This is a genomic window from Williamsia sp. Leaf354 (genome assembly GCF_001424365.1).
Lineage (GTDB): Bacteria > Actinomycetota > Actinomycetes > Mycobacteriales > Mycobacteriaceae > Williamsia_A.
Map to the genome: position 1 here is coordinate 84,398 of NZ_LMPL01000003.1, position 23,726 is coordinate 108,123.

23 protein-coding genes are annotated in these 23,726 nt (G+C 70.4%); 4 read left to right on the forward strand and 19 right to left on the reverse strand.

The features are described 5' to 3' along the window. Positions 1-3 precede the first annotated feature (3 nt). From ASG12_RS11925 to nadA, 13 genes are all read right to left on the reverse strand, one after another. The gene (locus ASG12_RS11925; protein WP_045823037.1) at positions 4-186 is read right to left on the reverse strand and encodes a tautomerase family protein; all 183 of its coding nucleotides are present in this window, start codon (positions 184-186) and stop codon (positions 4-6) included. Continuing rightward, positions 186-539 (reverse strand): phosphoribosyl-AMP cyclohydrolase, encoded by a 354-nt coding sequence (gene hisI, locus ASG12_RS11930; RefSeq protein ID WP_055789751.1) that lies wholly within the window; start codon positions 537-539, stop codon positions 186-188. Before hisI ends, ASG12_RS11925 begins: the two co-directional genes overlap by 1 nt. Next, complete coding sequence (gene hisF, locus ASG12_RS11935; RefSeq protein WP_055789754.1) at positions 536-1,309, reverse strand: imidazole glycerol phosphate synthase subunit HisF; 774 nt, start codon at positions 1,307-1,309, stop codon at positions 536-538. Before hisF ends, hisI begins: the two co-directional genes overlap by 4 nt. Continuing rightward, entirely contained in the window at positions 1,306-2,145 is an 840-nt protein-coding gene (locus ASG12_RS11940; RefSeq protein ID WP_055789758.1) for an inositol monophosphatase family protein, read from the reverse strand. Before ASG12_RS11940 ends, hisF begins: the two co-directional genes overlap by 4 nt. Next, positions 2,145-2,888: a bifunctional 1-(5-phosphoribosyl)-5-((5-phosphoribosylamino)methylideneamino)imidazole-4-carboxamide isomerase/phosphoribosylanthranilate isomerase PriA gene (gene priA, locus ASG12_RS11945; RefSeq protein ID WP_055789761.1), complete on the reverse strand. Its 744-nt coding sequence runs from the start codon at positions 2,886-2,888 to the stop codon at positions 2,145-2,147. Before priA ends, ASG12_RS11940 begins: the two co-directional genes overlap by 1 nt. A 43-nt stretch (positions 2,889-2,931) precedes the next feature. After that, complete coding sequence (locus ASG12_RS11950) at positions 2,932-3,237, reverse strand: hypothetical protein (protein WP_200932774.1); 306 nt, start codon at positions 3,235-3,237, stop codon at positions 2,932-2,934. Then, positions 3,234-3,869, reverse strand: a complete 636-nt coding sequence (gene hisH / locus ASG12_RS11955) for an imidazole glycerol phosphate synthase subunit HisH (RefSeq protein ID WP_055789763.1) — start codon at positions 3,867-3,869, stop codon at positions 3,234-3,236. Before hisH ends, ASG12_RS11950 begins: the two co-directional genes overlap by 4 nt. Positions 3,870-3,883: 14 nt before the next feature. After that, positions 3,884-4,525, reverse strand: coding sequence for an imidazoleglycerol-phosphate dehydratase HisB (gene hisB, locus ASG12_RS11960; RefSeq protein ID WP_055789766.1), 642 nt, complete (start codon positions 4,523-4,525; stop codon positions 3,884-3,886). Then, the gene (locus ASG12_RS11965; RefSeq protein WP_055789771.1) at positions 4,522-5,685 is read right to left on the reverse strand and encodes a histidinol-phosphate transaminase; all 1,164 of its coding nucleotides are present in this window, start codon (positions 5,683-5,685) and stop codon (positions 4,522-4,524) included. Before ASG12_RS11965 ends, hisB begins: the two co-directional genes overlap by 4 nt. Beyond that, complete coding sequence (gene hisD, locus ASG12_RS11970; RefSeq protein WP_055789774.1) at positions 5,682-7,040, reverse strand: histidinol dehydrogenase; 1,359 nt, start codon at positions 7,038-7,040, stop codon at positions 5,682-5,684. Before hisD ends, ASG12_RS11965 begins: the two co-directional genes overlap by 4 nt. Before the next feature lie 224 nt (positions 7,041-7,264). Further along, on the reverse strand, positions 7,265-8,317 hold the full coding sequence (locus ASG12_RS11975) for an NAD(P)-dependent alcohol dehydrogenase (RefSeq protein ID WP_055790760.1): 1,053 nt from the start codon (positions 8,315-8,317) through the stop codon (positions 7,265-7,267). Positions 8,318-8,458: 141 nt separating this feature from the next. Continuing rightward, the gene (gene nadC, locus ASG12_RS11980; RefSeq protein WP_055789777.1) at positions 8,459-9,343 is read right to left on the reverse strand and encodes a carboxylating nicotinate-nucleotide diphosphorylase; all 885 of its coding nucleotides are present in this window, start codon (positions 9,341-9,343) and stop codon (positions 8,459-8,461) included. Beyond that, positions 9,340-10,353: a quinolinate synthase NadA gene (nadA, locus tag ASG12_RS11985; RefSeq protein ID WP_055789780.1), complete on the reverse strand. Its 1,014-nt coding sequence runs from the start codon at positions 10,351-10,353 to the stop codon at positions 9,340-9,342. The genes nadC and nadA overlap by 4 nt, the downstream gene beginning before the upstream one ends. A gap of 146 nt (positions 10,354-10,499) precedes the next feature. Between nadA and ASG12_RS11990 the strand changes: the two genes are divergently transcribed. After that, the gene (locus ASG12_RS11990; protein ID WP_055789783.1) at positions 10,500-11,195 is read left to right on the forward strand and encodes an NUDIX hydrolase; all 696 of its coding nucleotides are present in this window, start codon (positions 10,500-10,502) and stop codon (positions 11,193-11,195) included. Here the strand turns inward: ASG12_RS11990 and ASG12_RS11995 are convergent. From ASG12_RS11995 to ASG12_RS12020, 6 genes are read right to left on the reverse strand one after another with little or no spacing between them, the layout of a single operon-like run. Further along, positions 11,151-11,807: a DUF2567 domain-containing protein gene (locus tag ASG12_RS11995; RefSeq protein ID WP_055789786.1), complete on the reverse strand. Its 657-nt coding sequence runs from the start codon at positions 11,805-11,807 to the stop codon at positions 11,151-11,153. The two genes, ASG12_RS11990 and ASG12_RS11995, sit on opposite strands and share 45 nt — an antisense overlap. Then, the gene (gene bsaP, locus ASG12_RS12000; protein ID WP_235456698.1) at positions 11,804-12,055 is read right to left on the reverse strand and encodes a biotin synthase auxiliary protein BsaP; all 252 of its coding nucleotides are present in this window, start codon (positions 12,053-12,055) and stop codon (positions 11,804-11,806) included. Before bsaP ends, ASG12_RS11995 begins: the two co-directional genes overlap by 4 nt. A gap of 24 nt (positions 12,056-12,079) precedes the next feature. Then, complete coding sequence (gene bioB, locus ASG12_RS12005; protein WP_082501932.1) at positions 12,080-13,147, reverse strand: biotin synthase BioB; 1,068 nt, start codon at positions 13,145-13,147, stop codon at positions 12,080-12,082. Positions 13,148-13,198: 51 nt separating this feature from the next. Continuing rightward, on the reverse strand, positions 13,199-13,888 hold the full coding sequence (bioD, locus tag ASG12_RS12010) for a dethiobiotin synthase (RefSeq protein WP_055789793.1): 690 nt from the start codon (positions 13,886-13,888) through the stop codon (positions 13,199-13,201). Beyond that, positions 13,885-15,075: an 8-amino-7-oxononanoate synthase gene (locus tag ASG12_RS12015; protein ID WP_055789796.1), complete on the reverse strand. Its 1,191-nt coding sequence runs from the start codon at positions 15,073-15,075 to the stop codon at positions 13,885-13,887. The genes bioD and ASG12_RS12015 overlap by 4 nt, the downstream gene beginning before the upstream one ends. Positions 15,076-15,094: 19 nt before the next feature. Further along, positions 15,095-16,435: an adenosylmethionine--8-amino-7-oxononanoate transaminase gene (locus ASG12_RS12020; RefSeq protein WP_055789799.1), complete on the reverse strand. Its 1,341-nt coding sequence runs from the start codon at positions 16,433-16,435 to the stop codon at positions 15,095-15,097. 141 nt (positions 16,436-16,576) lie between these two features. On the opposite strand from ASG12_RS12020, the gene ASG12_RS12025 reads away from it, so the two are divergent. From ASG12_RS12025 to treY, 3 genes are all read left to right on the forward strand, one after another. Continuing rightward, the gene (locus tag ASG12_RS12025; protein ID WP_082501933.1) at positions 16,577-18,817 is read left to right on the forward strand and encodes an acyltransferase family protein; all 2,241 of its coding nucleotides are present in this window, start codon (positions 16,577-16,579) and stop codon (positions 18,815-18,817) included. Between the two features lie 214 nt (positions 18,818-19,031). Next, complete coding sequence (glgX, locus tag ASG12_RS12030; protein WP_055790764.1) at positions 19,032-21,353, forward strand: glycogen debranching protein GlgX; 2,322 nt, start codon at positions 19,032-19,034, stop codon at positions 21,351-21,353. Positions 21,354-21,356: 3 nt separating this feature from the next. Continuing rightward, positions 21,357-23,726: a malto-oligosyltrehalose synthase gene (gene treY, locus ASG12_RS12035; protein ID WP_082501935.1), complete on the forward strand. Its 2,370-nt coding sequence runs from the start codon at positions 21,357-21,359 to the stop codon at positions 23,724-23,726.

A 23,726-nucleotide genomic window follows, 5' to 3' on the forward strand; every position in this document is an offset into this window, starting at 1 on the left:
GGCCTATTGTCCCAGCGGTTCCCCGCCGACGCCCCAGTGGGACCGGGGGACCTCGGTGATGGTGACCCACACCGAGTCGGGATCCTTGCCGGTGGCCTTGGCGTAGGCCTCGGTGACCGCGGCGATGGTCTCGCGCTTCACGCGGTCACTGGATCCGGGGGTCTGCGAGATCTGGATGAGGGGCATCAGGGGCCTTTCACGTCGAGTGCGCGCGACGGGTCGAAACAACTGTGCGTCCCGGTGTGACAGGCGGGACCGGTCTGGTCGACGATCACCAGCAGGGCGTCACCGTCACAGTCCAGCCGCACCTCGTGCACGGCCTGGACGTGTCCGCTGGTCTCGCCCTTCACCCAGTATTCCCGGCGTGACCGCGACCAGTAGGTGGCCCGGCCCGTGGCCAGGGTCCGCGCCAGCGCCTCGGCGTCCATCCAGGCGAGCATCAGCACCTCACCGGTCGAGCGCTCCTGCACGACCGCGGCGACCAGACCGTCGTCGGTGCGGCGCAGTCGCGCCTCGATCGCGGGGTCGAGGCCGCTCACCGGACGATCACCCCGTCGCGCCGCATCGCGTCCTTCACCTCGCCGATCCGCAACTCGCCGAAGTGGAAGACCGAGGCGGCCAACACCGCGTCGGCGCCCGCACGGACGGCGGGGGTGAAGTGTTCGACACGTCCGGCGCCGCCGCTGGCGATGACCGGGACGGTGACCGCGGCACGGACGGCGCCGATCATCGTCAGGTCGAAACCGTTCTTGGTGCCGTCGGCGTCCATCGAGTTGAGGAGGATCTCCCCCACCCCGAGATCCTGTCCGCGACGGGCCCACTCGACCGCGTCGATGCCAGTACCGCGGCGACCGCCGTGGGTGGTGACCTCCCACCCCGACGGTGTCGCGGCCTCTCCGTCGGGAACGGTGCGGGCGTCGACCGACAGCACGATGCATTGCGACCCGAAGTGGCGACTCATCTCCTCGAGCACCTCGGGGCGCGCGATGGCCGCGGTGTTGACGCCGACCTTGTCCGCGCCCGCTCGCAGCAACGTGTCGACGTCGGCGACGGTGCGCACACCACCGCCGACGGTCAGCGGGATGAACACCTGATCAGCGGTGCGACGGACGACGTCGAGCATCGTCGACCGCCCCGAACTCGACGCGGTGACGTCGAGGAAGGTCAGTTCGTCGGCGCCCGCCGCGTCGTAGGCCGCGGCGAGTTCGACCGGGTCGCCGGCGTCACGCAGGTCGACGAAGTTGACGCCCTTGACCACCCGGCCGGCGTCGACGTCGAGACACGGGATGACCCGCACGGCGACGGTCATGACCGACCCTCCGGCGGGCCGACCTCGGCGATGATCGACGCCAGCTCGGCGTGCACCCCCGGTGCGCCCACCAGCATCGACGGCGACGACACCGTCCACGGCGCCCCGGCGAGATCGGTGACCTCTCCCCCGGCGGCCAGGACGAGAGCGGCACCGGCCGCGTTGTCCCAGGCGTGGTGACCGAAACACACTGCGCCACCGATGTTCCCGGCTGCGCACAGCGCCATGTCGATGCCCGTGCTGCCCAGCAGACGCAGCCGCGACACCCGTCGGGAGAGCTGCCCGAGGATGTCGACGCGCCACTGTCCGGGGTACCGGCCGCGGCTGTCGACGTTGAACGCGCCGAACGCGATCATCGAGTCCTCCAGACGGGTGGGGCGCAGTGGTGGGAGCTCCTCGCCGTTGCAGACCACCGGCCCGTCGACGAACGCGGAGTAGCGGCGGTCGAACAGCGGGAGCCAGGTGAGACCGAGCACCGGCGCACCGTCGTGCAGCAGGGCCACGAGGGTGCCGGCCAGCGGCAGACCGGCCGAGTAGTTGGCGGTGCCGTCGATCGGGTCGACCACCCACACCGTCCCCGAGGTGACGTCGGGTCCGCCGAATTCCTCGCCGTGGACCGCGATGCCGGTGGCGTCGGACAGCCTCGCCGACAGCAGTCGTTCCAGTTCCAGGTCGAGTTCGGTCGCGAAGTCGTTGCCACCCTTGTCGACCGCGCTCGGCGCGCCGAGTCCCTCGACGAACCGTGGCGTGATCTCGTCGAGCAGGTCCGCGGCGATCGACAGCAGCCGCGGCGGGTCGAGATCGGCGGGCAGGGTCCCGACGACGGTCGAGGCCATCACCGCCCGGCCACTGCGGCCAGCGCCTCGGGCAGCGTGAACCGCCCGGCGTAGAGCGCCTTCCCGATGATCGCGCCCTCGACGCCGCGGTCGACGAGCGTCGCGATGGCGGTGAGGTCGGCGACGGCCGACACCCCGCCCGAGGCGACCACCGGCGCCGAGGCGGCGTCGGCGACCTGCCCGAGGAGCTCGAGATTCGGCCCGGTGAGCGTGCCGTCCTTGCTCACGTCGGTGACGACGTAGCGGCTGCAGCCGTCGCGTTCGAGACGCTCGAGGACCTCCCAGAGGTCACCGCCGTCGGAGACCCAGCCGCGTCCGCGCAGCCGCCAGCCACGGTCCTCGTGGACCGCGTCGAGCCCGATGGCGACACGATCGCCGTACTCCCCGACGACCCGCGCGCACCAGTCCGGGTCCTCGAGCGCCGCGGTGCCGATGTTGACGCGGGTACAGCCGGTGGCCAGCGCCGCACGCAGCGAGTCGTCGTCGCGGATGCCGCCGGAGAGTTCGACCTTCACGTCGAGTTCGCCCACGACCGCCGCGAGGAGTTCGCGGTTGTCGCCGCGGCCGAACGCGGCGTCGAGGTCGACCAGATGGATCCACTCGGCGCCGTCGCGCTGCCAGGCCATCGCGGCCTCGCGCGGCGACCCGTAGGACGTCTCCGACCCCGCCGCCCCCTGGACGAGCCGGACGGCCTGGCCGTCGGCGACGTCGACCGCGGGGAGGAGTTCGAGCGTGGACGGCATCTGGTGGGGCCTTTCGTCGGGAGTGACCGCGGGACGCGGGGTCTCAGTGGTCGTCATCGGCGGGCGACGACGGTGGTGTCGGGGTCTGGCGTGGTGCTGTGTGCGGGTCGGACTCGAGGGCGCGGGCGGCCGCATCGACCATCCGGTTGGCCACCACGCCCATCACGGCGATGGCCACCGCGACGGCCAGCAACGCGACGACCAATGCGGCGGGTGCCGACACCCGTGTGACCCCGTAGATGATCGGCACCGAGACGACCAGCACCAGCGTTCCCGCGCCGAGCACCGCGAGCGCCAGGCGCGCGTAGGAGAACGGGCGGGGGGCCGGTCGATCCCGGTCGGTGCTCACAACGACCGGACCCAGTTCTCGAGCAACTGCGCGCCCGCGTCGCCTGATTTCTCGGGATGGAACTGGGTGGCCGACAACGGCCCGTTCTCGACCGCGGCGAGGAAGGGTGCGCCGTGTTCGGCCCACGTGGTGATCGCCGGAGCGAGGCGGGAACCGTCGCTGTCGAGGTCCCACGACTGCGCCGCGTAGGAGTGCACGAAATAGAAGCGGGTGTCGGCGTCGAGCCCGTCGAACAGGACCGATCCGGCACCGGCGGCGACGGTGTTCCACCCCATGTGCGGCAGCACCGGCGCGGGCAGTTGCGTGACGGCGCCGGGCCATTCACCGCAGCCCGCGGCCTGCACGCCGAACTCGACACCCTCGTCGAACAGGATCTGCATGCCGACACAGATGCCGAGCACCGGACGTCCCCCGGCCAACCTCTGATCGATGATCCGGTCGCCACGGGCGGCGGTCAGACCCGCCATGCACGCGGCGAAGGCCCCGACCCCGGGTACGACGAGACCGTCGCACTCGGTGGCCACCTCACGGTCGGCGGTGACGGTGACCTCCGCACCGGTGCGCTCGAGCGCCCGCTGCGCGGACCGGAGGTTGCCCGACCCGTAGTCGAGGATCGTGACGCGGGGACTCATGAGCGCCGCCGCATCTAGAGCGCACCCTTGGTCGACGGCACTCCCGTGGCGCGGGGGTCCGGCTCGGAGGCGGCGCGCAACGCGCGTGCGACCGCCTTGTACTGCGCCTCGGTGATGTGGTGCTGATCGCGTCCGTAGAGCACCCGGACGTGCAGGGCGATGCGCGCGTTCGTGGCCAGCGTCTCGAACACGTGGCGGTTGATGACGGTGTTGTAGGCGACACCGGGGTTACCGCCGATCACCGAGGTCAGCAGGTGCTCGGGTTCTCCGGTGTGCACGAAGTAGGGCCGCCCCGACAGGTCGACGGCGGCGTGGGCCAGCGCCTCGTCCATCGGGATCCACGCGTCGCCGAATCGCCGGATGCCACGCTTGTCGCCGAGCGCGAGATCGATGGCCTGACCGAGCACGATCGCGGTGTCCTCGACGGTGTGGTGCGACTCGATGTCGACGTCGCCGGTCGCGGTGACGGTGAGATCGAAGCTGCCGTGGGCGCCGAACGCCGTGAGCATGTGGTCGTAGAAGGCCACACCGGTCGAGATGTTCGTCTTCCCGGTTCCGTCGAGGTCGATCTCGACGGCCACCGAGGACTCACGGGTGACGCGCTCGACGCGGGCACTCCGTCGTGCGGCGCCGGGATCGATGTCGGTGTCGGTCATCGCAGTACTCCGTCGGTTCGGGAATCGTCGGTTCGGGGATCGGACGCGAGCAGGCCGTCGGCGGCCACCTCGGCGGCAGCGCGCAGGAACGCGTCGTTCTCGGCGGCCAGCCCGATGGTGGCACGCAGGTGTCCGGGGATCCGGAGGTCGCGGATCAACACGCCGCGGTCGAGGAACCGCTGCCACGCGATCGCCGCGTCGGTGAGATGTCCGAACAGGACGAAGTTGGCGTCGGAATCGACGACCGAGTAGCCGAGCGCGGTCAGTTCGGACACCACGCGACCGCGTTCGGCGACGATCGCCGCGACGGTCGCCAACGTGTCGTCGGCGTGACGCAGGGCCGCCCGCGCGGCGGCCTGGGTGACGACCGAGAGGTGATAGGGCAACCGCACCAGCAGGAGCGATTCGACGAGCGCCGGGGAGGCCACGAGGTAGCCGAGGCGGCCGCCGGCGAAGGCGAACGCCTTGCTCATGGTTCGGGTCACCACCAGGCGGTCGCCGAACTCGTCGAGGAGCGCGATCGCGCTCGGACGGTCGGAGAACTCCCCGTAGGCCTCGTCGACGATGACGATGCCGGGCGCCACCGACACGACCGCCCGGATGTCGTCGAGCGACAGCGACTGTCCCGTCGGGTTGTTCGGCGACGTGAGGAACACGACGTCGGGTGCGCGGCGCCCGATCTCGGCCACCGCGGCGGTGACGTCGAGGGTGAAATCGGCCTCGCGCAGCATCTCCACCCAGGTGGTGTCGGTGCCGCCGGTGATGATCGAGTGCATCGAGTACGACGGCACGAAGCCGATCGCGGTGCGGCCAGGACCACCGTAGGCCTGCATCAGCTGCTGCAGGATCTCGTTGGATCCGTTTGCCGCCCACAGGTTCTCGACACCGAGCTCGACACCGGTGCGGCCGGTGAGGTAGCGGGCGAGATCGGCGCGCAGCGCGACGGCGTCGCGGTCGGGGTAACGGTGCAGCACCGACGCCGCCTGCCGCACCGATTCGGCGACGTCGTCGACGAGGGCCTGCGACGGCGGATGCGGGTTCTCGTTCGTGTTCAGCGCGACGGGCACGTCGAGTTGCGGTGCGCCGTAGGCGTGTTGCCCGCGCAACGCCTCTCGCAACGGCAGGTCGGCGAGGGTGAACCGCGCTCCGGGGGCGCTCACACCGGACTCCCCGACGCCGGGACGTCGGCGAAGCGTGCGGTGACCGCGTCGCCGTGGGCGGGGAGGTCCTCGGCCTGGGCGAGCGCGACGACGTGGGGGGCCACCTCGGCGAGTGCGGCACGGTCGTAGTCGACGATGTGGACCCCGCGCAGGAACGTCTGCACCGACAGCCCGGAGCTGTGCCGGGCCGAACCCGAGGTCGGGAGAACGTGATTGGAGCCCGCACAGTAGTCACCGAGGCTCACCGGTGAGTACCGGCCGACGAAGATCGCGCCGGCGTTGCGGACGCGGTCGGCCACCGCGGGGGCGTCGGCGGTCTGGATCTCGAGGTGCTCGGCGGCGTAGGCGTCGACCACCGCGATCCCGTGGTCGATGTCGTCGACGAGCACGATGCCCGACTGCTCGCCCGACAGGGCAGTGCGCACGCGTTCGGTGTGTCGGGTCGTCTCGACCTGCGCGGCCACCTCGGCATCGACGCGGTCGGCGAGGTCGACGCTGTCGGTGACCAGCACCGAGGCGGCGAGGACGTCGTGTTCGGCCTGGCTGATGAGGTCGGCGGCGACGGCGGTGGCATCGGCGTCACCGTCGGCGAGGATCGCGATCTCGGTGGGTCCGGCCTCGGAGTCGATGCCGACGACGCTGCGGCACAGGCGCTTCGCCGCGGTCACGTAGATGTTGCCCGGCCCGGTGATGAGGTCGACGGGCGCCAGTTCGGTCCCGGCGGAGTTCTCGGTGGCCCCGATGTCGGTGCCCCCGTAGGTGAGGAGTGCGACGGCCTGGGCGCCGCCGACGGCCCACACCTCGTCGACCCCGAGCAGCGCGCACGCGGCGAGGATCGTGGGATGCGGCCATCCGCCGTGGGCCGCCTGCGGGGGCGAGGCGACGACGAGTGACGCGACTCCGGCCTCCTGTGCGGGGACCACGTTCATGATGACGCTCGACGGGTAGACGGCGTTGCCGCCGGGGACGTAGAGGCCCACCCGCGCGACCGGGATCCACTTCTCGGTGACCGAGCCGCCGGGGACCACCTCGGTCCGCGTGGTCGACCGACGCTGGTCGGCGTGCACGATCCGCGCGCGTCGGATCGACTCCTCCAGTGCGGTCCGCACGGTCGGGTCGACCGATGCGAGGGCCTGCGCGAGCACCTGTGCGGGCACCCGCACCGACGGCGGCGTCACGCCGTCGAATCGCGCGCCGAAGTCCAGTGCCGCCCGGACACCGTCGTCGCGGACCGCGGCCACCACCGGCGCGACCGTGGAGAGCACCGACTCGATGTCGGTGCCCCCGCGCGGGAGCGCGCGCCGGAGTTCCGCCGCGGTGTGCGCACGGCCACGGAGGTCGGTTCGGGACAACATTGCGCGGGCTCCTGCGGGTCGGGTGCGGGCTGGTCGGGTCTGGCGACGGTCGGGGCTGCGACCGCCGGTGGTCCTGTCAAGGATATGGGGTCCGGCCAGCCGTTTTCGACGCCGGGTACCCGCCGTGAGACGACGACGTCGGCCGCCGGCCACCACCGCGAGGGTGGCGACCGACGGCCGACGGGGGTCGATCTCGGGTCACGCCGTGACCCGGTTCACAACAATCAGGCAGACGCCAGGGTCGCCGTGTCGATCACGAAGCGGTAGCGCACGTCGGAGGAGACGGCGCGGTCGTAGGCCTCGTTGACCTGATCGGCCGAGATGGTCTCGATCTCGGCGGCGATCTCGTGCTCGGCGCAGAAGTCGAGCATCTCCTGGGTCAGCGCGATGCCGCCGACCATGGACCCCGACAGCGAACGCCGGTTGGTGAGCAACGCGAACGCCGCGACCTGCAGCGGGTTCTCCGGCACACCGAGCTCGACCAGCGCGCCGTCGATGGCGAGCAGACCGATGTAGTCGTCGAGCGGGAGGTTCACCGACACCGTGTTCAGGATGAGGTCGAACTGGCCGGCCAGGTCCTTGAACAGCTGCTTGTTGTCCTTGGTGGCGTAGTAGTGGTCGGCACCGAAGCGCTTGCCGTCCTCTTCCTTGCTGGTGGTCTGGCTGAGCACCGTGACCTCGGCGCCGAGCGCGTGGGCGATCTTGACGCCGACGTGTCCGAGACCGCCCATGCCGATGATGGCGACCTTCCGGCCCGGGCCCGCGCCCCACTTCTTCAGCGGTGCGTAGAGCGTGATGCCGGCGCAGAGCAGCGGCGCCGCGACATCGAGCTCGATGCCCTCGGGGATCTTCAGGACGAACTTCTCGGTGACGACGACCGACTGCGAGTACCCGCCGTGGGTGAACTCACCCTCGTAGGTCTTCGAGTTGTAGGTCTGGACGACACCCTTCTCGCAGTACTGCTCGTCGCCGTTCTTGCAGGGCGCACACTCGCCGCAGGAGTCGACGAAGCAGCCGACGCCGACACGGTCGCCGACGTTGTGCAGGGTGACCTCGGAACCGACCTCGGCGACGATGCCCGCGATCTCGTGGCCGGGGACGACCGGGTACTTGGTGCCCTTCCACTCATTGCGCGCGGTGTGGATGTCGGAGTGGCAGATGCCGGCGAACTTGATGTCGATACGGACATCCTTGGGTCCCAGTTCGCGTCGTTCGATGGTCGAGATGGTGAGCGGGTCGGTCGCGCCGGTGGCGACAACAGCGTTCACAGTTGGCACAGAAATCGTGTCCTTTCGGGCCTTGCGGAGCGCGCTGTTCAGCGCGCCGGGACACATGTGCCAACAGAGACGTCGACCCTTTTATGCCCGCATGCGCATAAAAGGATCGACGTGTGCCCGCTCCGTCGGGATTGTCGTGCTCTACAGATCGAGTCCGAGATCGAGCACCGTGACCGAGTGGGTCAGGGCGCCGACGGCCAGGTAGTCGACGCCGGTGCGGGCGTAGTCACCGGCGACGTCGAGCGACAGTCCGCCGGAGCTCTCCAGCTTCGTCTGCGGCGAGCGGGTGTTGCGGCGCTGCACCGCCATCTGCGTCTCCCACAGCGCGAAGTTGTCGAGCAGGATCAGCTGCGCGTCGAGGCCGAGGGCCTCGTCGAGTTGGGTCAGCGAATCCACCTCCACCTCCACGTCGAGGTCGGGTGCGGCGGCGCGTACCGCGGTCAGGGCCGCGGTGAGCGACCCCGCGGCCGCGATGTGGTTGTCCTTGATGAGCGCGGCGTCGCCGAGCCCCATCCGGTGGTTGGCCCCGCCGCCGGCGCGCACCGCGTACTTCTGCAGCGCACGCAGACCCGGCAGCGTCTTGCGGCTGTCCCGAACGACGGTGTCGGTGTCGGCGATCTCGTCGACCCAGCGGGCCGTGGCCGTGGCGATGCCCGAGAGGTGGCACAGCAGGTTCAGCGCGGTCCGCTCGGCGGTGAGCAGACCCGCCGTCGGGGCATCGACCCGCAGGACGACGTCGCCCGGGGCCACACGCGTGCCGTCGGCGACCCGATCGATCACCGCGTAGTCGTCACCGATCACCGCGTCGAACACCGCGAGCGCCACGTCGAGTCCGGCGATGACGCCGGGTTGGCGGCTGGCGATGACCGCCGTCGTCCGCGCACCGGCGGGCACCGTGGCCGCGGTGGTCACGTCCGGCCCGAACCGCAGGTCCTCGTCGAGGGCCGTGCGGATCAGTGCCCGGACCTCGTCCGACGACACCCCGATGGACTCGAAGGCATCCGGGGTGCGGGCGCCGGCCGTCATTCGCCGCCTCCTCCGGGAGTGCCGATGGCGATCATCCGCTCGACGCTGGCGCGCGCGGCGTCGGCCACCGAACGCTCGAGGTGCACCTCGTCGGTGCCGTCGCGCAGGCACCGGAGCAGCGCCTCGGGGGTGATCATCTTCATGTACTTGCAGGACGCCTTCGGGTTGACGGCCTGGAAGTCGATCTGCGGTGCGGCACGCCGCAACTGGTGCAGCATGCCGATCTCGGTGGCGACGAGTACCTCGCGGGCGCCGGAGGCGCGCGCGGTGTCGAGCATCCCGCCGGTCGACAGGATGTGCACCCGGTCCTTCGGCACCGCACCCTCACCGGCGAGGTAGAGAGCCGATGTGGCACAACCGCACTCGGGGTGGACGTAGAGGTCGGCGTCGGGGTGCGCGTTGGCCTGGTCGGTGAGTTCGTCACCGTTGATGCCGGCGTGCACGTGGCACTCGCCCGCCCAGATGTGCATGTTCGTCCGGCCGGTCTCGCGCTTGACGTGCGCGCCGAGGAACTGATCGGGCAGGAACAGGACGGTTTTGTCGGGGTCGATCGACGCGACGACCTCGACGGCATTCGACGACGTGCAGCAGATGTCGGTGAGCGCCTTCACCTCGGCGGTGGTGTTGACGTAGGAGACCACCACCGCGTCGGGGAAGTCGGCCTCCCACTCACGTAGCTCGTCGGCGGTGATCGAGTCGGCCAGCGAGCACCCGGCGCGGGCGTCCGGGATGAGGACCGTCTTCTCCGGGGCGAGGATCTTCGCGGTCTCGGCCATGAAGTGCACGCCGCAGAACACGATCGTGTCCTCTGGCGCGGACGCGGCGATCCGCGACAGGGCCAGCGAGTCGCCGACATGATCGGCCACGTCCTGGATCGCGGGCAGTTGATAGTTGTGCGCGAGCAGGGTGGCTCCGCGCAGGTCTGCGAGGCGACGGACCTCGGCGGCCCACTCCGGACCGGGATCGGCGGTCGCATCGACGACGGGGACGGCGGGTGCAGCAGCGGTCATGACCGCTCTCCTTCTGGACGACGATCTCGAACGCGGGCCGGCGTCGAGTGGTTTTCGACTACAAGTCGAAAACCCGATCCCAATGTAGCACCCACCCCCGTGCGGACGGCGCGAAGCGGGACCGGCATCGACATAGACTGTGCGCCATGGAGGCGTCGGGCATCATCCACGAGGTGCTCAGTGCCGTGTTCGCCGTGCGGACCCCGCTCGAGCAGTGCACACCCCATCTCTCGGTGTTGCTGTGGCAACGCGCACGTGATCCGCAGCAGGGCACGTGGTCGCTGCCCGGCGGCGTGCTGGGCGCCGACGAGGACCTCACGGCGTCGGCGCGTCGTCAGCTGGCCGAGAAGGTCGATCTGCGCGAGGTGGCGCACATCGAGCAACTGTCGGTGTTCTCCGCGCCCGACCGCGTTCCCGGTCCGCGCGTGATCGCCTCGACGTATCTCGGTCTCGTGCGGTCGGATTCCACGGCGAACCTCCCCGACGACACCCGGTGGCACCCGGTCGACGACCTGCCGGAGATGAGTTTCGACCACCGCGCGATCGTGACCCAGGCGCGAAGCCGACTGGCCGCGAAGCTCTCCTACACCAACATCGCATTCGCACTGGCACCGCGCGAGTTCTCGATGTCGACGCTCAGCGACATCTACTGCGCCGCTCTGGGATACCCGGTCGACGCGACGAACCTGCTGCGGATCCTCAGTCGGCGCGGGGTGGTCGGCGCCACCGGCACCACGGGACGCACGGGTCGCTCCGGTGGTCGCCCACCGGCGCTCTACCGCTTCGCCGAGAACGGGTTACGGGTCACCGACGAGTTCGCCACCCTGCGTCCGCCGGCCTGAGACCGGCACCCCGAGGTCGGGCTCGCGGTCGCACAGCAGCAGCACCAGGCAGACCACGAGAGCACCGATGGGTGCGACGACGACCAGCGCCCACGACAGGTCGAGGCCGCCGAACATGTCGAGGCGCGCCGATTCGAGGCGCAGCGACGGCGCGGTCTGGAAGTAGTCGCCGACGGCGGTGTCGCCCGGTCCGGCGTGTCGGGCACCGGCGACGAGGCCACCGAGCCAGATCCCGACGCCGGCACCGGCCATCGACGCGACGGTGGCGAGGACCGCGGCCGCCGGCCCGCGCAGGCGACGATCCCACCAGGCGACCACGCCGCTGACGACACCGACGACGCCGCTCACGCAGGCGAACAGCGCGACGGCATCGAAGCGGTGCACCGTGTCGGCGCCCAGCGACCCGGCTCGGCCGGGACGGACGACGACACCGGTGACGCCCGGGGTGAGGAGACCCCACACGACACCGCCGACGGCCCCGAGCACCACGATCGCGACGGCGACCGGCAGGGCACGCAGGACGAGGCCGCGGGGATCGATGAGTTCGGTGTGCGTGCGCTCGTCCACCGCCACGGGCTGCACGGGTGGGCCGGCCGTCGGATCGACGCTCATGCGAACCCGAGGGCGTGGGAGTCGACGGTGCCGTGTCGGGAGCAGCGGGCGGTCCACCCGTCGGGGACCACCTGCACGACCATGCGACGCCCGCACTGTCCGCAGTAGCGCGGCGGCTCGAGTCCGAGTTGCGCTGCCGCGGGCACCTTCTCGGCGCCCGGGGTGTCGAGACGGATGCCCGTATAGACGGCGTACGACAGCGGCACGGTCAGCGGGGTAGCCGCACCCGGATCCCGGTCAGCGTTCACGACGGCCATCGACTGCGATCGCCGTCAGATGCTGTCGTTGAGCGCCTTGATCGGCATCTGCAGATCGACGAGCAGGTCGAGATCGGCCTCGGCCGGGCGACCCAGGGTGGTCAGGTAGTTACCCACGATGACGGCGTTGATGCCGCCGAGGATGCCCTGCTTGGCGCCGAGGTCACCGAGGGTGATCTCGCGACCGCCGGCGAAGCGCAGGATGGTGCGGGGCAGGGCCAGCCGGAACGCGGCGACCGCACGCAGCGCGTCGGACGCGGGCAGCACGTCGAGATCACCGAACGGCGTACCCGGACGCGGGTTGAGGAAGTTCAGCGGCACCTCGTCGGGCTCGAGGGCCGCGAGATCGGCGGCGAACTCCGCGCGCTGCTCGAGCGACTCCCCCATGCCGAGGATGCCGCCGCAGCAGACCTCCATGCCTGCCTCCCGGACCATGCGCAGGGTTCCCTCACGCTCCTCCCACGTGTGGGTGGTGACGACGTTGGGGAAGTGCGACCGTGCGGTCTCGAGGTTGTGGTTGTAGCGGTGGACGCCCATCGCGGCGAGCTCGTCGACCTGCTCCTGCGTGAGCATGCCGAGGCTGCAGGCGATCTGGATGTCGACCTCGTTGCGGATGGCCTCGATGCCCGCGGCGACCTGGGCCATCAGGCGCTTGTCGGGGCCACGGACGGCCGCGACGATGCAGAACTCCGTGGCACCGGTCTTCGCGGTCTGCTTGGCCGCCTCGACCAGCGACGGGATGTCGATCCACGCGCTGCGCACCGGAGAGGTGAACAGGCCCGACTGCGAGCAGAAGTGGCAGTCCTCGGGGCACCCGCCGGTCTTCAGCGAGATGATCCCCTCGACCTCGACCTCCGGGCCGCACCACTTCATCCGCACGTCGTGGGCGAGCTGCAACAGCTCGGTCAGGCGGTCGTCGCCGAGACGGAGGACCTCGAGCACCTGATCCTGACGCAACGCCTCGCCGGCCTCGAGGACCTGGGCACGCGCCACCTCGAGGATGTCGGCCGCGTCCCCGGGGACCGCGGGAGCGGCACCGGAAGCGGTCTGGGGAACTTCTTGGCGGACAGGAGCCTGGGTCACAAGCCCTCCTCGATCACGTCGTACGGACAGCGGATGTCTGGTCAGTGTGCCCTATCCCGACACGAGTCCTGTGACCCACTCGGTGTCGAACCAGGACGGCGCCTGCGCGCAGAACTCCGGTCGCGTCATCGCGCCGGCACCCGCGGGGACCGCCCCGGCGACCGTCACGCCGGTCAGACGCGGCAGGTCGTCGCGGTTGCAGCGGGTGGCGAGGTCGGGCTCGGCCGGCCACGACCCGATCACGATCCCGGCCGTGGTGAGGCCGCGCCCGCGCAGCGCACCGACGGTGAGTTCGGTGTGGTTGAGCGTGCCCAGCCCGCCGTCGGCGACGACGACGACCGGCGCGTCGACGGCCGTGGCGATGTCGAGCATCGTGAGGTCGGTGGCGAGGCGGACGAGCACGCCACCGGCCCCCTCGACCAGCACGAGGTCGTGGCGGGCCGCCGCGTCGGCCACCGCGGCGGTGATGTCGTCGAGCGCCACCATGGGCATCCCGGCGCGGGTCGCCGCGGTCTCCGGGGCGAGCGGTTCGGGATAGCGCGCGCACTCGACGAGCGTGGTCACCCCGGCCAGTCGCCCGACCTCGGCGAGGTCGCCCGGTTCGTCGGCGCCCATGCCGGTCTGCACGGGTTTGCACACCGCGACCGACAGACCGGCCTCCATCGCGGTGGCGGCCAGGGCCGCGGTCGCGACGGTCTTGCCGACGTCGGTCGACGTACCGGTCACCACGACGACGGTCACCGCTCACCTCGCGAGGGTGTTCCGGTCACCTCGGCGCGGGCGTCGTGGAGCACCTGCGCGACGTGGTCGATCTCGGCGTCGGTGAGGTCGGCGCGCACGGTGAGTCGGATGCGCGAGGTGCCCGGCGGCACCGACGGCGGGCGGAAACACCCGACGAGCACCCCCCGGTCGCGGCAGGCGGCCGCGACGGCCACCGCATCGGCCGGCTCACCGATGACGACCGACACCACCGCGCCGTCGGGAACGGGCGCGCCGCACCGGTCGGCGAGACGTCGGGCCGCGGCGCGTACCCGGTCGGGCAGCGTCGGCTCGGACCGCAGTACCTGCAGTGCGGCGGCCGCGGCACCGACGGCCGCCGGTGCGAGACCGGTGTCGAAGATGAAGCTGCGTGCGCGGTCGACGAGGTGATCGCGCACGGCTTGCGACGCGGCCACCACGCCGCCCTGCGACCCGAGCGACTTCGAGAGCACGGCGGTCACCACGAGATCGGCGGCCCCGGCGAGCCCGAGTTCGTCGACGACTCCCCGACCACCGCGGCCCCGCACGCCGAGCGCGTGCGCCTCGTCGACGACGAGCACCGCACCGTGCGCCCGCGCGGCGTCGTGCAGTTCGGCGACCGGCGCCACGGCCCCGTCGATGCTGTAGACCGAGTCGGTCACGACCATCGCGCGGGCCTCGGTGCGTGCGGCGAGGATCTCGGCGACGGCCCGGTGGTCGCCGCGGTCGGTGACCACGACCCGGGCCCGCGACAGCCGGCATCCGTCGATGAGGGAGGCGTGCGCCCCTCCGTCGCTGACGATGAGATCGCCACGACCCATCAGCGAGGAGATGACACCGACGTTGGCGAGGTATCCCGAGGAGAACACCAGTGCCGATTCGGTGCCGAGGAAGTCGGCGAGATCTGCTTCGAGCGCGGTGTGCGCCGCGGTGGTCCCGACCACGAGCCGCGACGCCGTCGCGCCGGCACCCCAGCGCGTGGTCGCCTCCACCGCGCCGGCGACGACACGGGGATCCGACGACAGTCCGAGATAGTCGTTCGAGGCCAGGTTGAGCGCGGTGTCGTCGGCTCCGCGGGGGGCGAGGACGCGGTGCAGGCCGGCGTTCTCGCGGACCTGCGCAGCCTCGGTGAGCCAGTCCAGCGCCGAGGCGGTCCGGACGGTCGGGTCGGAGATCTCGCCGGCGGTCATCGCCGATCAGCGTCTCACATCACGCGGGGGCCGACGCCGCCTCGTGGGTGTCGACGACCGCGGTGATGCCGGCGACGATCGACGCGAGGTCGGCGTCGTCGCAGATGAACGGCGGCATGGTGTAGACCAGCCGCCCGAACGGTCGCAGCCACGCACCGGCCTCGAGGGTGGCGGTGGTCGCTGCGGCCATGTCGACGGGTTCGTGGAGTTCGACCACACCGATCGCGCCGAGCACCCGGACGTCGGCGACACCCGGGCGGGTCCGCAGCGGTTCGAGCCCCGCGGCCAGGACGTCGTGGATGTGGGCGACCCGCGCGCGCCAGTCGCCGTCGAGAAGAAGCTGCACCGAGGCGACCGACACCGCGCACGCGAGCGGGTTCGCCATGAAGGTCGGCCCGTGCGCCAGGACCCCCATCTCGCCCTCGCTGATCACCGTCGCGACGTCGGCGGTGCACAGCGTGGCCGCCATCGACAGGTAGCCGCCGGTGAGCGCCTTGCCGACGCACATGATGTCGGGCGCGACACCCGCGTGGTCGGCGGCGAACAGTTCGCCGGTGCGACCGAACCCGGTGGCGATCTCGTCGAAGATCAGCAGCAGGCCGTGGTCGTCGCAGATGCGGCGCAGTTCGACGAGGTAGCGCGGATCGTGGAACCGCATCCCACCCGCGCCCTGGACGACGGGCTCGACGATGATCGCCGCGAGCTCGTCATGATGCGTCCGCACGAGACGCTCGACCTCGGCGACGTGGGCCGGGTCGAATCGCGCGGGCGGTGCGGGCGCGAACACCTGGTCGGTGAGGACACCGGTCCACTGCGCGTGCATCCCGCCGTCGGGGTCGCAGACGCTCATCGGTGTGAACGTGTCGCCGTGATACCCGCCGCGCCACGTCAGCAGCCGACGTCGGCCGGTGACGCCCTGGCCGCGCCAGTACTGCAGCGCCATCTTCACCGCTACCTCGACCGAGACCGATCCCGAGTCGCAGAAGAACACCCGCTGCAGGGGCCCGGGGGTGATGTCGACGAGAAGACGGGCCAGTCGCGCCGCGGGTTCGTGGGTGAGGCCACCGAACATCACGTGCGCCATCTTCTCGATCTGGGCGCGTACCGCCGCGTCGAGCACGGGGTGGGCGTAGCCGTGGACGGCGGCCCACCAGGAACTCATCCCGTCGACGACGGAACGGCCGTCGGCGAGATGCAGCCGGGTGCCGCGGGCGGAGTCCACCACGACCGGCGGGAACGTGTTCGCGGTCATCGAGCCGTAGGGGTGCCAGATCAGTTCGCGATCGGTCGCGACGATGGCCTGCGCGGACAGGGGCTCGACGGTGCCGAGGACGACGGCGGGGGGTGGATCGACGGACATCGGTCGAGCGTATCGGGCCGTTGTGCCAGGTCCGACCGGCGTGCCCGGGCGCTGCCGACGTGGAATTCACGCGCGCGAAAGGTACATTGCAACGCGAAGAACAGTTGTGTGGATCGGCGAGAGAGCAGTGGGACTGACGACGTGGTGACCGCCCCGGCACGCTCTGAGGAGCGGACGCAGACCAACGTCGATCCGGCGTCGGCATACCGCACCGACCTCGACGGGCTCCGCGGTATCGCGATCGCGCTGGTCGCCTGCTTCCACATCTGGTTCGGCCGGGTCTCCGGTGGCGTCGACGTGTTCCTCACCCTCTCGGGCTACTTCTTCGTCGGTTCACTGCTCAAGCACGTGATCGTCAGTCAGAGCCCGTCGGTCTCGCTCGCGACGGCGGTCAACCCTCTGCGTCGTCTCACCCGTCTGGCCCGGCGTCTGCTGCCCGCACTCGTCACGGTGCTCCTGGTCGTCACGGTCCTCACCGTCGTCGTCCTGCCGCAGACCCGCTGGGTCGCGACCGGACGTGAGGTGATCGCGAGCGCGCTGTACTACCAGAACTGGTTCCTGGCCTTCAATTCCCAGGACTACACCGCGGCCAGCTCGGCGAACAGTCCGCTGCAGCACCTGTGGTCGATGTCGGTGCAGGGCCAGTTCTTCGTCGTCACCATCCTCACCGCGCTGGCGTTCGCCGGGCTCCTCAAGCTGGTCTCGTCGGTGCTGCCGGCGGTGCGCCGGCCCGCGGTCATCCGGGCGATCGTCGCCCTCGCCATCCTCGCCGTCGCGGCCGTGTCGTTCTACTGGGCGCACATGCGGATGCCGATCAACCAGCCGTTCAACTACTACGACACGATCGCGCGGACCTGGGAACCTCTCGCCGGCGGACTGCTCGCGGTGTGGATGCCCCGCGTGCGCGTGCCGGTCTGGATCCGCAACGCCGTCGCCGTCGCCGCGCTCGGGCTCATCGTCACCTGCGGGTGGTGGATCGTCGGCGTCGAGTCCTACCCCGGACCGCTGGCCCTCGTGCCCGTCCTCGCGACGCTGGCGATCATCTGGTCCGGTGCCACCGCGACCCAACGCGGTGACCGTGTCGCGATGCCCGTCGTCAACCGCGGCCTGGCCTCGCGGTTCCCGGTGTGGCTCGGTTCGATCTCCTACGCGCTGTACCTGTGGCACTGGCCGCTGCTGATCTTCTATCTGGCCTGGCGGCAGAAGAACTCGGCGTCGTTCGTCGAGGGTGTCGCGCTGATCGCCGTGTCGATCGGACTGGCCTGGTCGACGAAGCGGTGGGTCGAGGATCCACTGCGCGCACCGCGCTCGGCGAGCACCTCCGGCACAGGCACCGACCATCGTCTCGCCGACGGTGCGGGCACCGCCGCCTCGCTGCGCGACCCGGTGCTCGGCGGCCGGGCCCGCCATCGTCGCGCGCGTCGTGCGGTCTCCTATGCGGGCGTGCTGACCTCGCTGCTCGTGGTGGGCGTGCTGGTGGCGGGGGTCGGGATCACCGCCTGGGAGGGACACGTCGACGGCATCACCGTCGACACCCGCAACCTCGACCCGGCGATCTATCCCGGTGCGCGGGCGTTCCTCGAGGGCGCACCGGTCCCCCACGTCGACCCCGTCCCGAAGGCCCTCGAGGTCCTCAAGGACCTGCCCGAGACCTCCTACGACGGCTTCATCAGCAACTTCACCGACCCGGAGCTGCGCGTCGGCGTCTACGGCGACCCCACCGCGACGCGCACCATCGCACTCGCCGGCGGCTCGCACGCCGAGTACTGGATCTCCGCGCTCGACCTGCTGGGCAAGCAGTACCACTTCAAGGTCACCACCTATCTCAAGATGGGCTGCCCCCTCTCGACCGATCCGGCACCGGAGGAGAACGGCGTCCCCTATCCCCAGTGCGCCGAATGGGTGCGCGGCACGATGCGGCGGATCATCGCCGACCGACCCGACGCCGTGTTCACCAACTCGACCCGTCCGCGCGACGGCATCGTCGGCGAGTGGGTGCCACCGGACTATCTGGGCATCTTCGATCAGTTCAACCGGGCCGGGATCCCCGTCCTCGGCGTACGCGACAGCGTGTGGCCGCACAACGGCAAGGGCGCGATCGACAGTCCCACCTGCCTCGCCAACGGCGGCAACGCCAAGACGTGCGGCACCTCCCGCTCCACCGCCTACGGGGCGGTCAACCCGACCCAGGCCGTGGTCGCGCAGTTCCCGAACCTGCATCCGATCGACCTGAGCCGGGGTTGGTGTGACGACACCTTCTGCCCCGCGATCATCGGCAACGTGACCGTCTACCACGACTGGCATCACCTCAGCGCCACCTTCGTGCGCAGCCTGGCCCCGGAGCTCCAGCGTCAGCTGCAGGCCGTGTTCCCCTGGGCCTGAGCCTGTTTCGGCAACGCAGCCTGGGCCCGCCGCGGAACCGGAGCCTGTGATGCGTACCGGTCCGAGATGAGCACACCGCCCGTGGCGGCTAGTGTCGGTACATGAACTCGCGAGGGTGGGAATGACCGAAGCTCCCGGCACCACCGACACCGGTGCCACGGCCCCGACCGACACCGCCTCCGCCGGGCCGGTGACCCCGGCCCCCGACCAGCTGATGGTCTGGCCCGGGACGGCCTATCCCCTCGGCGCCACCTACGACGGCGCCGGGACCAACTTCTCGGTGTTCTCCGAGGTCGCGACCGCGGTCGAGTTGTGCCTGATCTCCCCCGAGGGCTCCGAGACGCGTATCCGGCTCGACGAGGTCGACGGCTACGTGTGGCACTGCTACCTGCCGTCGATCTCCCCCGGCCAGCGCTACGGGTTCCGCGTCCACGGCCCCTACGACCCGACGAACGGGCTGCGGTGCGACCCGTCGAAGCTGCTCGTCGATCCGTACGGGAAATCGTTCTTCGGCGAGTTCGACGGCGATCGCTCGCTGTACTCCTACCCGATCGAGCTCCCCGGCGACGAGGACCGCACCGACGACGAGGCCACGGCCGACACCGTCGAGCAACCGGTCACCGAGGTCGGCGACGGCGTCGCGACCGCACCCCAGCAGCAGCAGAGACAGGCCGAGGCGGTGGCGCCGGTCGAACCCGAACCCGAACCGGTCGAGCCCGAGGAGGAATCGGTCCACGACGGCAACGCCATCGACGCCGACTTCGCCGACCCCGAGGTCCCCGGCCTCCCGGCTCTCGACTCCCTCGGCCACACGATGACGTCGGTCGTCATCAACCCGTTCTTCGACTGGCAGCACGATCGCGCGCCCAACCGGCCGTACCACGAGACCGTCATCTACGAGGCGCATGTCAAGGGAATGACCGCGACGCATCCGGAGGTGCCCGAGCAGCTGCGCGGCACCTACGCCGGCCTGGCGCATCCGGCGATCATCGATCACCTCACCGATCTCGGCGTCACCGCGATCGAACTGATGCCGGTGCATCAGTTCCTGCAGGATCAGACGCTCCTCGACCAGGGGTTGCGGAATTACTGGGGCTACAACAGCTTCGGCTTCCTGGCCCCGCACGGCGGGTACGCGGCGAACAAGCGTGCCGGCGGTGAGGTCACCGAGTTCAAGGCGATGGTCCGCGCGTTCCACGAGGCGGGTATCGAGGTCATCCTCGACGTGGTCTACAACCACACCGCCGAGGGCAACCACATGGGCCCCACGATCTGTATGCGCGGCATCGACAACGCCGCGTACTACCGGCTCGTCGACGGCGAGCCCGAGATGTACATGGACTACACCGGGACCGGCAACAGCCTCAACGTGCGCCATCCGCACACGCTGCAGCTGATCATGGACTCGCTGCGGTACTGGGTGCTCGAGATGCACGTCGACGGCTTCCGCTTCGACCTCGCCTCGACGCTCGCCCGCGAGCTCCACGATGTCGACAAGCTCTCGGCCTTCTTCGATCTCGTGCAACAGGATCCGGTGGTCAGCCAGGTCAAGCTGATCGCCGAACCGTGGGACGTCGGCGAGGGCGGCTACCAGGTCGGCAACTTCCCTGGCCTGTGGACGGAGTGGAACGGCAAGTACCGCGACACCGTGCGCGACTACTGGCGTGGAGAGCCGGCGACCCTGGGCGAGTTCGCCTCCCGGCTCACCGGCTCGTCGGACCTGTACGAGGACACCGGACGTCGCCCCGGAGCCAGCATCAACTTCGTCATCGCCCACGACGGTTTCACCCTGCGGGACCTGGTGTCCTACAACGAGAAACACAACGAGGCGAACGGCGAGGACAACCGCGACGGCGAGAGTCACAACCGGTCCTGGAACTGTGGGGTCGAAGGCCCGACCGACGACCCGCAGATCGAGGAGTTGCGTGGACGCCAGCAGCGCAACATCCTCGCGACGCTCGTGCTCAGTCAGGGCACGCCGATGATCGCCCACGGTGACGAGATGGGCCGCACCCAGCAGGGCAACAACAACGTCTACTGCCAGGACTCCGAACTGTCGTGGATGGACTGGTCGCTGGCGGAGAAGAACTCCGACCTGGTCACCTTCACCCGCGCGGCGATCGCGCTGCGCGCCGAACACCCCGTGTTCCGGCGTCGGCGCTTCTTCGCCGGGCGACCCATCCGCTCGGGCGATCAGGCTCGCGACATCGCGTGGCTCACCCCGGCCGGCGCGGAGATGAACGAGGAGGACTGGGACTCGGGCTTCGGCAAGAGCCTCGCGGTCTACCTCAACGGAGAAGGCATCGGCGAGAAGGATGTTCGTGGCCGCCCCGTCGTCGACGACACGTTCCTGTTGTGCTTCAACGCTCATCACGAACCGCTCGACTTCGTCCTCCCGTCGAGCTACTACGGCTCGGAGTGGGTCGGAGTGCTCGACTCTGCGTCGGCCACCGGCACGACCACCGTCGCCGCGTCGCACGGACACACGGTGACCGTGCGCGACCGCTCGCTGCTCGTGCTCCGCAAGGTCGGCTGAGCGGTGGCCGGCACCGCGGCCGCGGGTGGCGCCGAGACCACCTCTGCCCCATCGCGACCCGCGTTCGTCGCGACCTACCGTCTGCAGCTGACCGCCGACCTCACCTTCGCCGACGTAGTCGATCTGCTCCCGCACATCGCCGCGTTGGGTGTCAGTCACCTGTACCTGTCGCCGATAGGCACCGCGATGGCCGGGTCGACGCACGGATACGACTGGGTGCCGCCGCCGGAGGTGTCGCCGGTCCTCGGTGGGCTCGACGGCCTGCGCGCGCTGCGCACCGCCGCACGATCGGCCGGGCTGGGCATCATCGTCGACATCGTGCCCAACCACACCGGTGTCGAGGACCCTCGACAGAACCCGTGGTGGTGGGACGTGCTCACCCACGGTCGTGACTCGGAGTACGCCCCGTATTTCGACATCGACTTGAGCAGCGACAACGGCGTCGACGGCCGCATCGCGTTGCCGGTTCTCGGCAACGCCTCCGACGTCGATGCACTCACCATCGACACCACCTCTGCGACACCGGAACTGGCGTTCTACGAGCACCGGTTCCCGCTGGCACCCGGCACCGACACCACCGATGCGCGCGCCGCCCACCATGCGCAGCACTACCGCCTGGTGCCCTGGGACGCCGGCCTCATCGGGTACCGACGGTTCTTCGCCGTCAACGGCCTGGCCGGGATGCGGCAGGAGGACCCCGCGGTCTACGACGCGACGCACGCCCTGGTGCGTCGGTTGATCGAGGAGGATCTCACCGACGGCCTGCGCGTCGACCATCCCGACGGTCTGACCGACCCGGTGGGCTACCTCGCCCGCCTGCGAGCCGACATCGGCGAGGACCGGCTGCTGCTGATCGAGAAGATCCTCTCCACCGACGAGGATCTCGACCCGTCACTGCCGGTCGACGGGACCACCGGCTACGAGGCACTCCGTGTGCTCGACGGTGTGCTGATCGACAGCTCGGCCGCCGAGGCGTTCACCGATGTGCACCGTTCGGTCACCGGCAACGCCGGCGACCGGGCCTGGATCGACGAGCACGAACACGCCATCAAGCTCGACACCCTCTCGGAGTTGTTCAGCGCCGAGCGCGCGCGTCTGCGGCGCGCGATCGTCGCGACCATCGACGCCGGCGCTCCGCCGGTGGACACGGCCGACCTCGACGCCGCGATCGGCGAGGTGGTGGCGTCACTCGGCGTGTACCGCGCCGACTATCCAACCCTGCGCCAGCGCCTCATCGACACCTTCGCCGAGGTGGAACGCCGCCGTCCCGAGCTGTCGGCCGCGCTCGACACCATCGAGGCCGCGGTGGCCGTCGACGGCGAGGCGTCGGCGCGGCTGGCCCAGGTCTGCGGCGCGACGACGGCGAAGAGTGTCGAGGACTGCCTCTTCTACCGGACCGCGCGCCTGGTCAGCCTGCAGGAGGTGGGGGGTGACCCCGGCCTGTTCGGTACCTCGGTCGCCGATTTCCACGCCTTCTGCGTCGCCCGTGCCCGTGACTGGCCGTCGTCGATGACGACACTGTCGACCCACGACACCAAACGCGGCGAGGATGTCCGTGCGCGCATCGGCCTGCTGACCCACCACCCGGACCGATGGAGGGCGGTGGTCGACCGGATGGTGTCGACGACCCCGCCACCGGAGGCGACCACCGGACTGTTCCTGCTGCAGAACATCATCGGAGTGTGGCCCCTCGACGGCGGGATCGTCTCGACCGCTCTTCGCGAGCGCCTGCACGACTACACGACCAAGGCGATACGCGAGGCCGGGACGATCACCACATGGACAAGGGTCGACTCCGAGGTCGAGGCGCGGGTGCACGCCTGGGTCGACGCCGTGCTCGACGGACCCGTGGGCGCCGACATCGCGACGCTCGTGGCCGATCTGCGGACCGACATCGTCGACGCCTGCGTCGTCCACAAGGCGCTGGGACTGTTCATGCCCGGCTTCGGCGACGTCTACCAGGGCACCGAGTGGTTCGAGGACAGCCTCGTCGACCCCGACAATCGCCGGCCGGTCGACTACACACAGTCCCTCGATCACCCCAAGACCGCGATGGTCACCGTCGCGCTGGCCGTCCGACGCGGGCACCGCGAATCCTTCGGTCCCGGTGGTCGATACGTGCCGCTCTCCGGCAACGGCCCGGCTGCCGACAAGGTCATCGCGTTCGCCCGCGGCCACGCCGACGACCTCGACGTGGTCGTGGTGGCCGCGCCGGTTGCGATCGAACGCCTCGGTGATCCGACCGGGACGACCGTCGAACTCCCCGAGGGCAGGTGGCGTTCGCCCATCACCGGTGCCGCCGCGGTCGGTACCGTCGACGTGGCGACGCTGTGGTCCGCCGGACCCGTCGCCGTTCTCGAACGCGTCGCCTGA